Consider the following 15188-nt stretch of genomic DNA (forward strand, 5'->3'; position numbering starts at 1 on the left):
CACTCCGATTTGTTTTGATTCAGACTTGTATATACAACTCGCCGACCAAGCTCCACCGCTGGCTGAAACGCCCCGGGGAATTGGCTGCAAGATACCGAATGTTCACCATCCCGTCCGAGGAGTGCTTTGATGAAAAACCACAACCCGCGTCCCCTGCGCGCACCGCGCGGCACCGAGCTTACGTGCAAGAGCTGGCTCACCGAAGCGCCGTATCGGATGCTGCTGAATAACCTCGATCCTGAGGTCGCCGAGAACCCCGACAAGCTGGTGGTCTATGGCGGTATAGGCCGCGCTGCCCGTAACTGGGAATGTCTCGACAAAATCCTCGAAACGCTGCAACGCCTGGAAAGCGATGAATCGCTGCTGGTTCAGTCGGGTAAGCCGGTTGGCGTGTTCAAGACCCATGCCGACGCACCGCGCGTGTTGATCGCGAACTCCAATCTCGTGCCGAAATGGGCGACGTGGGAACACTTCAATGAACTCGACCGCAAGGGCCTGTTCATGTACGGCCAGATGACGGCCGGAAGCTGGATCTACATCGGCAGCCAGGGGATCGTGCAGGGTACGTACGAAACCTTCGTCGAAGCCGCGCGGCAGCACTTTAACGGCGACTGGAAGGGCCGCTGGATCCTCACTGCGGGGTTGGGCGGCATGGGCGGCGCGCAGCCGCTGGCGGCGACGCTGGCAGGCGCGGTATCGTTGAACATCGAGTGCGACCAGACGCGTATCGATTTCCGTCTGCGTACGCGTTACGTCGATAAACAAGCGAAGGACATCGACCACGCGCTTGAACTGATCAAGCAACACACGGCTGCCGGTGACGCTGTGTCGATCGCGCTGCTGGGTAACGCCGCCGAAGTGCTTCCGGAGCTCGTGCGCCGCGCGAAAGCAGGCGAGATCAAGCCGGATCTGGTCACCGATCAAACCTCGTCGCACGACCTGATCAACGGTTATCTGCCGGCTGGCTGGAGCCTCGAAAAGTGGCGCGCAGCGTCGCAGGATGAGTCCCAGCACGCTGAACTGAAGGCCGCCGCTCAACGCTCGTGCGCCCAGCATGTCCAGGCAATGCTTGATTTCCACGCAATGGGCATTCATGCCGTGGATTACGGCAACAACCTGCGTCAAGTCGCTTTCGACGATGGCGTCAAGAACGCATTCGATTTCCCCGGCTTCGTTCCGGCGTACATTCGTCCGCTGTTCTGCGAAGGCAAGGGCCCGTTCCGCTGGGTCGCGCTGTCCGGCGATCCGGAAGACATCTACAAGACCGACGCCAAGCTGAAAGAACTGTTCCCGCATAACGCAGGGATGAACCGCTGGCTCGACATGGCGCGTGACCGCATCGCGTTCCAGGGTCTACCGGCGCGGATTTGCTGGCTCGGCCTGGGCGAGCGTCATGTCGCCGGTCTCGCGTTCAATGAAATGGTCAAGAGCGGTGAACTGAAAGCGCCAATCGTGATCGGCCGGGATCATCTGGACACGGGTTCCGTTGCCAGCCCGAATCGCGAAACGGAAAGCATGAAGGACGGCACGGATGCCGTGTCGGACTGGCCGCTGCTCAACGCACTGTTGAACACCGCGGGCGGCGCGACGTGGGTCAGCTTGCATCATGGTGGCGGCGTTGGCATGGGCTACTCGCAACACGCGGGCATGGTGATCGTCGCCGACGGCACCGATGCAGCCCAGAAGCGTCTTGCGCGCGTGCTGGTGAACGACTGCGCGTCGGGCGTGATGCGTCATGGCGACGCCGGTTACGAGCAAGCCATCGAATGCGCGAAGAGCTTCGGCCTCGATCTGCCGTTCATCACGACCTGATCATGCCGGCGGCCTTCAGCATTATTCGCGCGGCCGATTTGAAGGCCGTGCCGTGGAAGAACGGCGGCGGTGCGACGCGCGAGATCGCCGCGTCGCCGCCAGGTGGCGCCTTTGATGCATTCGACTGGCGCGTGAGCGTGGCGGATGTATCGGAGGCGGGGGCGTTCTCGGTGTTCGAGGGCGTCGACCGCGTGCTGACGTTGATCGAGGGCATGGAGATGGTGCTCGTCGATGCGGTTGGTCCTCGGCATGTTCTTGCGCGTTGGGATTCACTCGCGTTCGCGGGTGAAACGAAGATAGCGGCAGAGTTGCCGCTCGGTCCGACGCGCGATTTCAACCTGATGTTGAGGCGCGATCGTGTGTCAGGAACTGTGACGGTGCGGCGTGATGCTGAAGCGTTGAGCGTGAAGCAGGGAAGCGTTGTGCTGGTCTGCGCGCTTGGCGAATTCGCGGTCGATGACGAGCATCTGTCTCAAGGCGATGCGCTTGTTTTTGAGGCTGGAGAGCATGCTTCCTTAAACGTCGAACCGGTTTCGGAAGGCGCGGTTCTTATCGACGCTCGTATTGTTTCAAAGGATCGCTGATATGCCTGATAACAGCGCGCAAATCTGGCGCAATGCACGTCTCGCTGCGCGTGCCGATCCGGCGGATGTCCTGGAACACGCGGCAATTGTCGTGCGCGACGGACGGATCGAATGGTTCGGCGCTGAAGCTGACATACCTTCCGCGTTTGCCGGAGCCGCCAGCCACAATCTCGAAGGCCGGATCGTGACGCCGGGTCTCGTCGATTGCCACACGCATCTTGTCTACGCCGGAAACCGCGCAGAAGAATTCGCGATGCGACTTGAAGGCGCAAGTTACGAAGACATCGCGAAGGCGGGTGGCGGCATTGTCTCGACCGTGCGCAACACGCGCGCCGCGAGCGAAGACGAACTCTTCGCGCAATCGCTGCGCCGTCTGGACGCGCTGCTCGCCGAAGGCGTGACCGCGCTGGAAATCAAATCGGGTTATGGGCTCGACCTTGCGACCGAACGCAAGATGCTGCGCGTCGCACGACGGCTCGCGGCAGCGCGGCCGGTGACCATTGCCACGACGTTCCTCGGGGCGCACGCGTTGCCGCCGGAGTACGCCGGCCGCGCCGATGACTACATCGCGCATGTCTGCGACGAGATGCTGCCGACGCTCGCATCGGAAGGATTGGTCGATGCCGTCGATGTCTTCTGTGAGCGCATTGCGTTCACGCTCGAGCAAGCCGAGCGCGTGTTCAACGCGGCATCGAAACTGAATCTGCCGGTGAAAATGCACGCCGAGCAGTTGTCGCTGATGGGCGGCGCGGCCCTCGCGGCGAAGCATCATGCGCTCTCCGCCGATCACCTCGAATTCCTCGACGAAGCCGGCGCAATCGCGATGCGTGAAGCCGGCACCGTTGCTGTGTTGTTGCCGGGCGCGTTCTATTTCATCCGCGAAAAACAGTTGCCGCCGATCGACTTGCTGCGTCGCCACGGCGTGCCGATAGCGCTTGCCACCGACAGCAATCCGGGGACATCGCCGAGTACGTCGCTGCTGCTGATGCTCAACATGGGCTGCACGTTGTTCCGTTTGTCGGTGGCGGAAGTGCTCGCGGGCGTGACGCGTCATGGCGCAAAAGCGCTCGGTCATGCCGATGTGAGCGGCGAGATCAGCATTGGCACGAAGGCCGATTTTGTTGCGTGGGATATCGAGTCGCTGGCGGAGTTGGCGTACTGGACCGGCCTCGATCGTTGCGCGCTGGTCGTGCGCCACGGGGCTGTGACGATCGATAAACGGACTAACCGATGACACGAAATAGCTTGTTTGCCGAGCACGCGCGTTTGCAAAGTGGCTGGCGTCGCGACGTGCTGCTCGAATGGGACGATCAGGGAACGTTGGTCGCCGTCACGCCGGACAGCACGCAACCGGCGGGCGTGAATAAAGCCAAAGGCCCGGTGCTCGCCGGTATGCCGAATCTTCATTCGCACGCGTTCCAGCGCGCCATGGCCGGTCTTACCGAATATCGCGCAAATCCTACTGACAGCTTCTGGAGTTGGCGCGACCTGATGTACCGGTTTGCCGCGCGTATTTCCCCGGACAGTATTGGCGATATTGCCCGCTGGCTTTATATCGAAATGCTGAAGGCCGGGTACACGTCAGTCTGCGAGTTTCACTACGTGCATCACGCGCCAGACGGCAAACCCTACGCAAATCCCGCTGAAATGGCCGCTCGCGTGGTGGATGCCGCAGCGCAAACGGGCATCGGCATGACGATGTTGCCCGTGCTTTATCAATACAGCGGTTTTGGCGAGCGCGAGCCAACATCCGGTCAGGCGCGTTTTGTCCATACGCCGGAAAGCCTGCTCGACGCCCTCGTGTCATTACGCTCGACGCAGCCCGAAAACGGCAATCTCCGATACGGCGTCGCGCCGCATTCGTTGCGTGCTGTATCGAAGGAATCGCTGGGCCGTTTGCTCGGCGGACTCGACGGCGCATTTCCGGGCGCTCCGGTGCACATTCACATAGCCGAGCAGACCGCTGAAGTCGACGCCTGTCTCGACACGCTGAAAGCGCGGCCCGTGCGCTGGCTGCTCGATAACTTCGATGTGAACGAACGCTGGTGCCTCGTGCACGCCACGCATGTTGACGACGACGAAGTTCGCGCAATGGCCGCGAGTCGCGCCGTCGCGGGCCTGTGCCTGACAACCGAAGCGAATCTCGGCGATGGCATTTTCCCCGCGCATGCGTTTCTCAACCACGGTGGACGCTTCGGGCTCGGCTCGGACAGCCACATTGCCGTCGACTGGCGCTCCGAGTTGCGCCTGTTGGAATACGGACAACGGCTGATGCGACGCGAGCGCAACGTGCTGGCATCGAATGAACAAGCGCACGTCGCCGATCGTCTCTTCGATGCCGCCGCACAAGGCGGCGCTAGCGCCACCGGTCGCGCGACCGGCGTGCTGGAGGCGGGGCGCCGGGCGGATTTCATCGTGCTCGATCCCGATCATCCGGCTATTGCCGGGCATGCGCCGGACGCGTGGTTATCGGGCGTGGTGTTTTGCGAACATGGCGAGACGCCGGTGCTCGATGTGAGCGTTGGCGGCAAGGTGGTGGTTGAGGCGCGTCGGCATCGCGATGAAGGAGAGTCGTTCGGGCAGTATCGAAACACGCTGGCCGGATTGCTTAAATAAAGGACCTAGCCTGTGACCGATCAAGTTTTTAGGTTGAAGCGCGGCAGTGCGCCGCTGCTGGTTTCGATTCCCCATGCCGGCACTCAGATTCCCGCCGACATAGCCGCTTCCATGACGCCGATCGCCCGTGAAGTCGACGACACCGATTGGCATCTGGAACGTCTCTATGCGTTCGCGGCGGAGATGGGCGCGTCGATCCTCATGCCCGCGAATTCACGTTACGTGATCGACTTGAACCGTCCGCCCGACGGCGCGAATCTGTATCCGGGACGCGATACGACCGGCCTTTGTCCTGTGGATACTTTTAACAGCGAGCCGTTATATCCCACAGGCAGTGCGCCTTCGGAACCGCAGGTCGCCAATCGTAGGGAGAAATATTGGCGGCCGTACCACGATGCGCTGACCGAAGAACTGGCGCGTTTGAAAGCGGCACACGGCAAAGCGCTGCTGTGGGAAGCGCATTCCATCCGTTCACACGTACCGCGTTTCTTCGATGGCAAGCTTACCGATTTCAACTTCGGCACGGCGGGAGGGGAAAGCGCGGTTGCGGGTCTCGCGGAAAAGCTCGAAGCGATGGTGGTCAAGCAGGGCGCTTACACGGCGGTGGCGAACGGCCGCTTCAAGGGCGGTTACATCACGCGACATTACGGCGCGCCGCAGGACGGCATTCACGCGGTGCAGCTTGAGTTGTCGCAGGTGACCTATATGAATGAGACGCGGCCGTATGCGTACGACGAAGCCCGCGCCGCATGTGTCACGCCGTTGATGCGGGATCTGGTGCAATGCGCGCTGGATACGGTGCGTTCGGCATAACCTGACCGCAATCCAACCGCGCGCAGTTTAAATCTCCCGCCACCTCACGGCCGGTGGCGTCAACACGGTCGGCAATGCCTTCGGCAACGTCTCCGGCCAGTCGCGGCTGAAGTGCAAACCGCGGCTTTCGCGCCGTGAGCACGCGCTTTCCACGATCATCGAAGCGACATCGACAAGGTTTCGCAATTCAAGCAAGTCGCGGCTTACCTTGAAGTTCGCGTAGTACTCGTGGATTTCGTCACGAAGCAGCGCTATCCGATGCTGCGCGCGTGCAAGCCGTTTATCGGTACGCACAATACCGACGTAATTCCACATCAGCCGCCGCAACTCGTCCCAGTTGTGTGCGACGACCACTTCCTCGTCCGGATCGGAAACGCGGCTTTCATCCCAAGCGGGCAAGGGCGCGTGACCGCTCGCTGCGAAGCCGTCCTTTTCCATGGCTTGCGCCGCTGCACGCCCGACTACCAGACACTCGAGCAGGGAATTGCTTGCCAGCCGGTTCGCACCGTGCAGCCCTGTGCACGATGTTTCACCCACGGCATAAAGGCCCGCGCGATCGGTACGGCCGGCCAGATCAGTGACTACGCCTCCGCACGTGTAATGCGCGGCAGGCACAACGGGAATGGGCTGTTTCGCGATATCGATGCCGAACTCGCGGCAGCGCGCGAGGATGGTGGGGAAGTGCTCCTGAAGGAACGCTTCCGGCTGATGGCTGATGTCGAGATACACGCAGTCAATACCGCGTTTCTTGATCTCGAAGTCGATCGCCCGGGCGACGATATCGCGCGGTGCGAGTTCAGCGCGTTCGTCGTGCGCGGGCATGAAACGCGTTCCGTCAGGCAGGCGCAGGATGCCGCCCTCGCCACGTACTGCTTCCGAGATCAGGAATGACTTCGCGTACGGATGGAACAGGCAAGTCGGATGGAACTGGATGAACTCCATGTTCGATACGCGGCAGCCGGCGCGCCATGCCATTGCAATGCCATCGCCTGTAGCCGTATCCGGATTGGTGGTGTACAGATACACCTTGCCAGCACCGCCGGTCGCGAGCACGGTATGCGGCGCTTCGATGGTGACGGTACGTCCACTCGCAAGATCGAGCGCATAAAGCCCGTGACAGCGATGCCCGGGCAACCCGAGCCGCTCGGACGTGATCAGGTCGATGGCGTAATGCTCTTCGAGCACGGTGATGTTCGGATGATTGCGCACGCGCTCGTTGAGCGTGGTGACCACGGCGTGACCGGTTGCATCGGCGGCATGAATGATCCGCCGATGGCTATGGCCGCCCTCACGCGTCAAATGAAAGCCGAGTTCGGCGGACAGATCTTTGGTGAACGGCACACCTTCACCGATCAGCCATTCAATGGCCGCACGCCCGTTTTCCACGATAAACCGCGTAGCCGCCTCGTCGCACAGGCCACCACCGGCAATCAACGTGTCGCGAACGTGGTTGTCGGTACTGTCGGCCGAGTCGAGTACCGCCGCGATACCGCCCTGGGCCCAGTCGCTGGCGCCTTCGCTTACGCTGCGCTTGGCGAGGATGGCAACGCGCCGCGTGTCCGCCAGATTCAGCGCCACGCTCAAGCCTGCCAGCCCGCTACCGATGATTGCCACGTCGAAATTCATCCCGCCACGTCTCCGTCTGGTGTTGTCCGCTGCGACTTTCGGGATTCACGCCGGTGGCATGGGGAAAGTCCGGGTGGTAAGGATAACGCGTGTCACGTTACGCGGGCACTTGGCCGTTTGGCCAGTAGGGCGAACAGGGCGAGTCCGACCTTGGGCAGACGAGGTGCCAAAAAACGACGGCGCAAAAGCAAAAAGCCTCGCGTGAGCGAGGCTTTTCGTGATGCTTGAGCGAAAGAGACCGGATCTTATTTGATCTTGGTTTCTTTGTATTCAACGTGCTTGCGGACAACGGGATCAAACTTCTTGATCGCCATCTTTTCCGGCATGTTGCGCTTGTTCTTCGTGGTCGTGTAGAAGTGACCCGTTCCTGCGGTCGATTCCAACTTGATCTTGTCGCGTGCGCCCTTGGCCATGTTCGTGCTCCTTAGACTTCGCCACGTGCGCGCAAATCTGCGAGCACGGAGTCGATGCCGTTTTTGTCGATCAGGCGAAGGCCGGCGTTCGAGAGACGCAGACGAACCCAGCGGTTTTCGCTTTCAACGAAGAAGCGGCGATTTTGCAGATTGGGCAGGAAACGACGCTTGGTGCGGTTGTTCGCATGGGAAACGTTGTTGCCGCTCATCGGCCCCTTCCCGGTTACTTGGCATACACGTGCCATGAGAGCACTCCTAATACGCTTTAATTCTGAGTTCGAACGCCAGATACATTTGGGACCGCTTCGGGCTACCGAGAGGTTTGCCCGAAATGATGACCGCGTACGCTCGGAACAGGTTGGTTGAAAGAAGCAAACCGAGATTCTAACCGCAAAAAACCAGCAAAATCAACTCTTTTTGGTACCGGACAAGGTATCCGGCTATCCGGTCCGGGGCAGGTTTCATGCGGTTTTCCGCTTGCGAAGCCCCATTCACCCCTGGTTTTGCCGCCTTTTGCGGTCGGCTTGCTATTAAATCAGTGAAATCAACGTTGGGCAGCCACCTCGGCGGTGCAGGAATTCACCGCCGGGATTCAACTCAGGCAGGCATCCATCCCTGTCGCGAAAAAGAGAAAACCTCGTTCGATGCCACCACCAGATGATCCAGCAGCCGGACGTCGATCAGCGCGAGCGAGTCCTGCAGCACACGCGTCAGCCTGCGGTCGTTTGCGCTTGGCTCGACGCCGCCGGAGGGGTGATTATGCGCGACGATCAGGCTGGCCGCATTTAATGTAAGCGCCCGCCGCACGATTTCCCGAGGATAGACGGCAACACGCGAGATGGACCCCTTCGCCGATTCGTCCACGGTGATCAGGCAATGTTTGATATCGAGAAAAAGGGTCACAAACACTTCGTTGGGCCGCGTGCCGATCAGCCATTTCAAATAGTCTTCCACGGCCTGTGGAGCGTCCAGCAAGGGCCGGTCGCGGGTTTTTTCCGCGAGCGAACGCTGGCACAGCTCTGAGACAGCGAGCAACAGCGCCGCCTTGGCCGGACCGATACCGCCGAACCTGCGTAATTCCGTCGCGGTCGTGCCCAGCACCCCTCTAATGGATTCGAACCGGATCAGGAGATCGCGCGCCACGTCGACGGACGTCATGCCCGGGCGGCCCGTATTCAGGAACAGCGCCAGCAACTCGGCGTCCGATAACGTCTGAGCGCCCAGTTTCAACAGGCGTTCGCGCGGACGATCACGCGCAGGCCAGTCGAGCATGCGCGTGACGGCAGGCGCGATCTGTGCGGGAGCCTCCGCGGCGAGCAGGGCGTCAGCGGGATAGGGTGCGTTGTTTTGCACCAGTTCGAGCCGGGCGTTCATGTCACGCTCCCGCCCGCATGCAACGGCGGAAGTAACGTCGAAACCGGCGACTGGCTGCGCTGTTCCCCGTCACGCCGGGGCATTGCTGGGAGGGAGGCGACGCGGTCGCACTGTGGCTTACAATGGCGGTTTGGCACCTCCCTGAGCGCCCGTTTGGCGGTTTGCCCCCCGAGGCCGTTGGTTTCGGCGATGCGGCGCCCGTTTGCTGGCCAAGCTTTCGCCATGACTGCGTCCCGTTTGGACGCTCGGCCTTTTATCGGACGGCGGAACCGGCTGAGAAGGTAATTCAGGCTTTTACGGCTACCACGATCAAACATGAGCATCATTGATATTTCCGAGGTGAAACCCGGTTCGCATGTCACGCTTCATTACCGGCTTACGCTTGAGAATGGATCGGACATTGTCAGCACGTTCGCCGACAAGCCCGCTACGCTGTTGTTAGGCGCCGGCCATCTCGCGCCGCCGCTTGAAGACATTTTGCTGGGTCTGAAGGTGGGCCACCATTCGACCTTTCGGCTGATGCCTGGCCAGGCGTTCGGTCCGCGCAATCCTGAAATGCTGCAATGGGTGTCGCTAGCCACGTTGCGTCAGAACGCGATGATCGGCGAGAATTTTTCTCCCGGTGATCTGGTCGAATTCAATGCGCCGGGCGGTGGCCGTTACGCGGGCGTGCTCAAGGAGGTCGGCGAGACCTCCGCGCTGTTCGATTTCAATCATCCGCTTGCCGGCCAGGCGCTGGCGTTCGAAGTGAAAATCATCGGAATTCTGTAGCCATGAGCTCCACTGACACCCTTCTCGATGTCGAAATTCTCCTCGCTCAGCCGCGCGGCTTCTGCGCCGGTGTCGATCGTGCAATTGAAATCGTGGAGCGGGCGATCGCGCTGTTCGGTGCGCCTATCTACGTGCGCCACGAGATCGTGCACAACGCCTATGTGGTCGAGGATTTGCGCAAGAAAGGCGCAGTGTTCATTGAAGACCTGGCCGACGCGCCTGAAGGCAGTACGCTGATTTTCAGCGCGCACGGCGTGTCGAAGGCGGTGCGCTCGGAAGCGGAAACCCGCAAACTGCGCGTGTTCGACGCCACCTGCCCGCTGGTGACCAAGGTGCATATGGAAGTCGCGAAGATGCGCCAGGAAGGCTTCGACATCGTGATGATTGGCCACAAGGGCCATCCTGAAGTGGAAGGCACGATGGGGCAGAGCGGTGAAGGCATGCATCTGGTGGAAGATATCGAGGACGTGGAAGCGCTCGCGCTTGCAGACCCCGACCGGATTGCCTATGTCACGCAGACCACGCTGTCAGTTGACGACGCCTCCGCGATCATCGGTGCATTGAAGTCGAAATATCCGTCGGTGAAAGAGCCGAAGAAGCAGGATATTTGCTACGCCACGCAGAATCGTCAGGACGCGGTGAAGTTTCTCGCGCCTCAATGCGATGTAGTGATCGTAGTGGGCAGCCCGAACAGTTCGAATTCAAGCCGGCTGCGCGAAGTCGCTGAAAAGCGCGGCATCCCCGCCTATATGGTTGATTCGCCCACGCAAATCGATCCGAAATGGGTGGAAGGGAAAAAGCGCATTGGCGTGACGGCGGGCGCGTCGGCGCCGGAAGTGCTGGCGCAAGCGGTGATCGCGCGATTGCGGGAGCTGGGTGTTAGAAACGTGCGCCCGCTGGAGGGGATCGAGGAGACGGTATCGTTTCCGCTGCCGCGTGGGCTGACGCTGCCGGGCTGACACCAGTTGCGAAGCGTCGCCCTTCGTTCCTGAATTAGAGGCGACAGTCAAAAGTGCAGTGAGAGGCCGCTCCAATTTGCGTTGGCGCGGCCTTTTCTTTGCCCGCCGCAAAGCCACTGCGAAAAATCCCGCTATCGTCGCGCGCCCGCTCGCCGCCGAAGGTCGCTACGAGAACGACCGGATTGACCGGCTGATTTTGCACTCGCACCATGAAAGTGCTTTTCTGAGAATCCGCAGCGTCGCCAAGGCAAGGTAATGCATCGGTGTTTACCCACGATGCCAACCGATGGTGCAACTTGCGCACCGGCACGGGGCGCAACCGGGTTGCTCCGAGACCTCCGCCGGAGGCCGGAGAGCGGGTTGCAATGGAGGAAAACCCCTGTCGCTGAACAATATTGCACGTCTCAAAAACCGAGTTACAATGCGCGCGTTCCAAGCCGGATGGGCTGGAAACATCAGCTTTTCAAGGCGCCGGAGACCTACTGAATGCGAATGAAGTTTGGCTTTGCCGTGACCATCGCGGCTGCGGTTGCGATGGCAACGGCGTGCAGCAAAAAGAGTGATAACGAACCGGCCGCGGGGGCATCAGCAGTGCCGGAAGCGTCGGCGGCAGCCTCGTCGAGTGCGGGGGGGAGTGCGCCGGCCGTGCCGGCTTTGGCGGCATCGGTGGCTGCGGCCTCCGCGCCCGCACCGGCCAGCAACGCCACGGTGGTCAAGATCGGCCATGTCGCGCCCGTTAGCGGACCGCTGGCTCATCTCGGGCAGGACAACGAGAACGGCGCGCGACTGGCTATCGAGGAGATCAGCGCGCAGGGACTGACTATTGATGGTCACGCGATCCATCTTGAACTGGACACGCAGGACGACGTAGCCGATCCCAAGAAAGGGATCGCAGCGGCGCAGCAACTGGTGGCCGATCACGTGGTGGCAGTCGTCGGACATTTGAATTCGGGCGTGTCGATTCCCGCATCGAAGATTTATAGCGACGCGAACGTGGCGCAGATCTCGGGTGCGACGACCAACCCCACGTTCACGCAGCAAGGATACAAAACGACGTTCCGTGTGGTGCCGACGGATGCGCGGCAAGGGCCGGTGCTTGCCACCTACGCGCTCAAGACGTTGCACGCGCGGAAAATCGTGGTCGTCGATGACGCCACGCTCTACGGCCGGGGTCTCGCGAACGAGTTTGCGAAAGCCGTGGTCGCAGGCGGCGGCCACATCACGGGGCACGAAGTCACCAGCGAAAAAGCGCGCGATTTCAAGGCGATCCTGAACAAGATCAAGCGTGGTCAACCGGACGCGGTGATGTTCGGCGGCATGGACGTAACCGGCGGACCGTTTGCGAAGCAGGCGGCGGCAATGGGCATCAAGGCAAAGATTCTTGGCGGCGATGGCATGTGTTCAACAGACATGGCCACGCTCGCGGCCAACGCAGCGCCGAACGTGGTGTGCACGGAACTCGGTACGGACGTGTCGAAACTGGACAAGGGTGGGGATTTCGCGCAGCGCTACGCAGCCCGATTCCATCTGCCGGTCCAGAGCTATGCACCGTTCACCTATGACGCCGTATATGTGATTGTCGACGCCATGAAACGAGCGAATTCGATTGAAGCGCCAAAGGTGCTTGCAGCGATTGCATCGACGGATTTCAACGGTCTGACCGGACACATTGCATTCGATGACAAGGGCGATCTGAAAGGCGGCGGTGCAATCACGCTAATCGATTTCAAGGATAACAAGAAGAACGTCATTGACGTCGTTACGCCGTAAACCTGTGCTGCAACGCCGCGCGGCGAATGCACATCCGGTTGAGCAATCCCTCGATACGTAGTCACTTTCGGACGTTTTAGAGTTTTTTTTCAAGTACGCGCGGTGCGGTTGCGTTTTTTTCTTCCCTTCGGTTTATCGGCCAGCGATAAAGCGTAAATCTAGTCGCACGGGCTAAGGAGCCTTCAATGGATATCTTCATCCAGCAGATTATCAACGGGCTGGTGCTTGGCAGCGTCTACGCCATCATCGCGTTGGGTTACACGATGGTGTACGGGATTCTCGGCATCATCAACTTCGCTCACGGGGACGTGCTGATGGTCGGCGCCATGGTCGCGCTGTCCGCCATCGGCGTCATGCAGAACCACTTTCCAGGATTGCCGTTATCGCTCGTGCTGGTCATCGCACTACTGGTCGCCGCAGTCGTCTGTGCGCTGGTCGGCTACACCATCGAACGCGTGGCTTACCGGCCTTTGCGTAAAGCGCCGCGTCTTGCACCGCTGATTACGGCTATCGGCGTATCGATTCTTCTCCAGACGCTGGCCATGATGATCTGGGGCCGCAATCCGCTGGCCTTCCCGCAACTGCTGCCAACCGATCCGATCAACGTGATCACCGCAACCGCCGATCGTCCGGGCGCGGTCATTTCAATGACGGAAATCGTGATTATCGTGGTGGCGTTCATCGTGATGGGCGGCCTGCTGCTGCTCGTGCACAAGACGAAACTCGGCCGCGCGATGCGCGCCATTGCCGAGAATCCGGGCGTCGCGAGCCTGATGGGAGTCAACCCTAATTTCGTGATCTCGGCGACCTTCATGATCGGCTCCGCGCTTGCTGCACTGGCCGGCGTGATGATCGCCTCCGAATATGGCAACGCGCACTTCTACATGGGCTTCATCCCCGGGTTGAAGGCATTCACGGCGGCGGTGCTGGGAGGGATCGGGAACCTGGGTGGCGCGATGGTGGGCGGCGTGCTGCTCGGCCTGATCGAACAGCTCGGTGCCGGGTATATCGGCAATTTGACCGGTGGCGTGTTCGGCAGTAACTATCAGGACGTGTTCGCGTTCATCGTGCTGATCATTGTGCTGGTGTTCCGTCCGTCCGGCCTGCTCGGCGAACGTGTCGCAGATCGCGCTTAAACAGGGGAGACCAAGCATGACTTCAATTCAACCGATCGAGCCGTCGACCACGCTCATCCCTCAAAGAAAGACCGCGAAGAACTATGCCGTCACGGTGCTGGTCACCGCGCTCGTGATCCTGGCGCCCATGCTGATCGGCGCGGCCGGCGGCAATTACTGGGTCCGCGTGCTCGACTTCGCGATGCTGTACGTGATGCTGGCGCTAGGTCTTAACGTGGTGGTGGGATTTGCCGGCCTGCTGGACCTGGGCTACATCGCATTTTATGCGGTGGGCGCTTATGTGGCTGCGTTGCTGTCGTCACCGCAACTGAGCACGCAGTTCGAGTGGATCGCGCATCTGTTCCCCAATGGCCTGCATACGCCGTTCTGGATCATCGTGCCGTGCGCGATGGCGCTGGCCGCCACCTTCGGCGTGTTGCTCGGTGCACCAACGCTGCGTTTGCGCGGCGATTACCTCGCTATTGTGACCTTGGGCTTCGGGGAAATCGTCCGGATCTTCATGAACAACCTGGATCGTCCGATCAACATCACGAACGGACCGAAGGGGATCACCGGGGTTGATCCGGTGTCGTTGTTTGGCTTCGATTTATCGAAGTCCCATTCGTTGTTCGGGTTCAACTTCCCCTCGGTCTACAACTACTACTACCTGTTCGTGCTGTGTTCGCTGTTCGTGATCTTCGTGTGCGTACGCTTGCAGCATTCGCGTATTGGCCGCGCGTGGGCCGCGATCCGCGAAGACGAAATCGCCGCCAAGGCGATGGGCATCAACACCCGTAACGTGAAGCTGCTGGCCTTCGCGATGGGTGCGTCGTTCGGCGGTTTGTCGGGCGCGATGTTCGGTACGTTCCAGGGCTTCGTCTCGCCGGAATCGTTCACGTTCTGGGAATCCATCGTCGTGCTGGCCTGCGTGGTGCTCGGCGGCATGGGCCACATTCCGGGCGTGATCCTGGGCGCGGTGCTGCTGGCCGTGTTCCCCGAATTCCTGCGCTCGACCATGGGTCCGCTGCAAAACTTTGTCTTCGGTCACCAGATTGTGGATACCGAAGTCATCCGCCAGTTGCTCTACGGTCTCGCGATGGTGCTGATCATGCTGTATCGCTCGGAAGGCCTGTGGCCGTCTCCGAAACACGAAGACAAGATCGCGAAGATTGCGAAGCGCGCCGGCAAGAAGCCGGTACGCGCCTGAGCCCCGACAGAGCGGAGAAAAAACAATGAGCGATAAACCCATTCGACTGTCCGTGAAGGGCGTGAACAAGCGCTTCGGCGGCTTACAGGCATTGAACGAAGTTGGCCTGGAAATCAGGGAGGGCGAGA

14 protein-coding genes and 1 pseudogene are annotated in these 15188 nt (G+C 60.6%); 11 read left to right on the forward strand and 4 right to left on the reverse strand.

Annotation, left to right across the window (positions count from 1 at the left end):
• The first annotated feature begins 129 nt into the window (after nt 1-129).
• Genes hutU through hutG form a run of 5 tightly spaced genes read left to right on the forward strand, consistent with a single transcriptional unit; the run spans nt 130 to nt 5825 of the window.
• Nucleotides 130-1812, forward strand: coding sequence for a urocanate hydratase (gene hutU / locus JWR14_RS22480; RefSeq protein ID WP_299711737.1), 1683 nt, complete (start codon nt 130-132; stop codon nt 1810-1812).
• 2 nt (nt 1813-1814) lie between these two features.
• The gene (locus JWR14_RS22485) at nt 1815-2396 is read left to right on the forward strand and encodes a HutD family protein (RefSeq protein WP_299711740.1); all 582 of its coding nucleotides are present in this window, start codon (nt 1815-1817) and stop codon (nt 2394-2396) included.
• Between the two features lies 1 nt (nt 2397).
• A complete protein-coding gene (gene hutI / locus JWR14_RS22490) occupies nt 2398-3630 on the forward strand; it encodes an imidazolonepropionase (RefSeq protein ID WP_299711743.1) in 1233 nt (410 codons plus the stop codon).
• Nucleotides 3627-5012, forward strand: coding sequence for a formimidoylglutamate deiminase (locus JWR14_RS22495; protein WP_299711745.1), 1386 nt, complete (start codon nt 3627-3629; stop codon nt 5010-5012). Before hutI ends, JWR14_RS22495 begins: the two co-directional genes overlap by 4 nt.
• Before the next feature lie 12 nt (nt 5013-5024).
• On the forward strand, nt 5025-5825 hold the full coding sequence (gene hutG, locus JWR14_RS22500; protein WP_299711748.1) for an N-formylglutamate deformylase: 801 nt from the start codon (nt 5025-5027) through the stop codon (nt 5823-5825).
• A gap of 27 nt (nt 5826-5852) precedes the next feature.
• Here hutG and nadB read toward each other — a convergent pair whose 3' ends face one another.
• From nadB to radC, 4 genes are all read right to left on the reverse strand, one after another.
• Nucleotides 5853-7451, reverse strand: a complete 1599-nt coding sequence (gene nadB / locus JWR14_RS22505; protein WP_299711751.1) for an L-aspartate oxidase — start codon at nt 7449-7451, stop codon at nt 5853-5855.
• A gap of 245 nt (nt 7452-7696) precedes the next feature.
• Entirely contained in the window at nt 7697-7864 is a 168-nt protein-coding gene (gene rpmG, locus JWR14_RS22510) for a 50S ribosomal protein L33 (protein ID WP_006478046.1), read from the reverse strand.
• Between the two features lie 11 nt (nt 7865-7875).
• Complete coding sequence (gene rpmB, locus JWR14_RS22515; RefSeq protein ID WP_031359861.1) at nt 7876-8109, reverse strand: 50S ribosomal protein L28; 234 nt, start codon at nt 8107-8109, stop codon at nt 7876-7878.
• Between the two features lie 352 nt (nt 8110-8461).
• Complete coding sequence (gene radC / locus JWR14_RS22520; protein WP_299712206.1) at nt 8462-9136, reverse strand: DNA repair protein RadC; 675 nt, start codon at nt 9134-9136, stop codon at nt 8462-8464.
• Nucleotides 9137-9553: 417 nt separating this feature from the next.
• On the opposite strand from radC, the gene JWR14_RS22525 reads away from it, so the two are divergent.
• The 6 genes and pseudogenes from JWR14_RS22525 to JWR14_RS22550 all read left to right on the forward strand — a co-directional run.
• Nucleotides 9554-10009: a peptidylprolyl isomerase gene (locus JWR14_RS22525; protein ID WP_299712184.1), complete on the forward strand. Its 456-nt coding sequence runs from the start codon at nt 9554-9556 to the stop codon at nt 10007-10009.
• Nucleotides 10010-10011: 2 nt separating this feature from the next.
• Complete coding sequence (ispH, locus tag JWR14_RS22530) at nt 10012-10968, forward strand: 4-hydroxy-3-methylbut-2-enyl diphosphate reductase (protein ID WP_299712187.1); 957 nt, start codon at nt 10012-10014, stop codon at nt 10966-10968.
• Nucleotides 10969-11454: 486 nt separating this feature from the next.
• Nucleotides 11455-12738, forward strand: coding sequence for a branched-chain amino acid ABC transporter substrate-binding protein (locus JWR14_RS22535; RefSeq protein ID WP_299712190.1), 1284 nt, complete (start codon nt 11455-11457; stop codon nt 12736-12738).
• Nucleotides 12739-12923: 185 nt separating this feature from the next.
• Complete coding sequence (locus JWR14_RS22540) at nt 12924-13874, forward strand: branched-chain amino acid ABC transporter permease (protein ID WP_089163467.1); 951 nt, start codon at nt 12924-12926, stop codon at nt 13872-13874.
• A gap of 16 nt (nt 13875-13890) precedes the next feature.
• Nucleotides 13891-15060, forward strand: a complete 1170-nt coding sequence (locus tag JWR14_RS22545) for an ABC transporter ATP-binding protein (RefSeq protein ID WP_299712197.1) — start codon at nt 13891-13893, stop codon at nt 15058-15060.
• 25 nt (nt 15061-15085) lie between these two features.
• Nucleotides 15086-15188 (forward strand): annotated as a pseudogene (locus JWR14_RS22550) (ABC transporter ATP-binding protein); the annotation flags it as partial.

Source organism: Caballeronia sp., assembly GCF_028292365.1.
GTDB lineage: Bacteria > Pseudomonadota > Gammaproteobacteria > Burkholderiales > Burkholderiaceae > Caballeronia.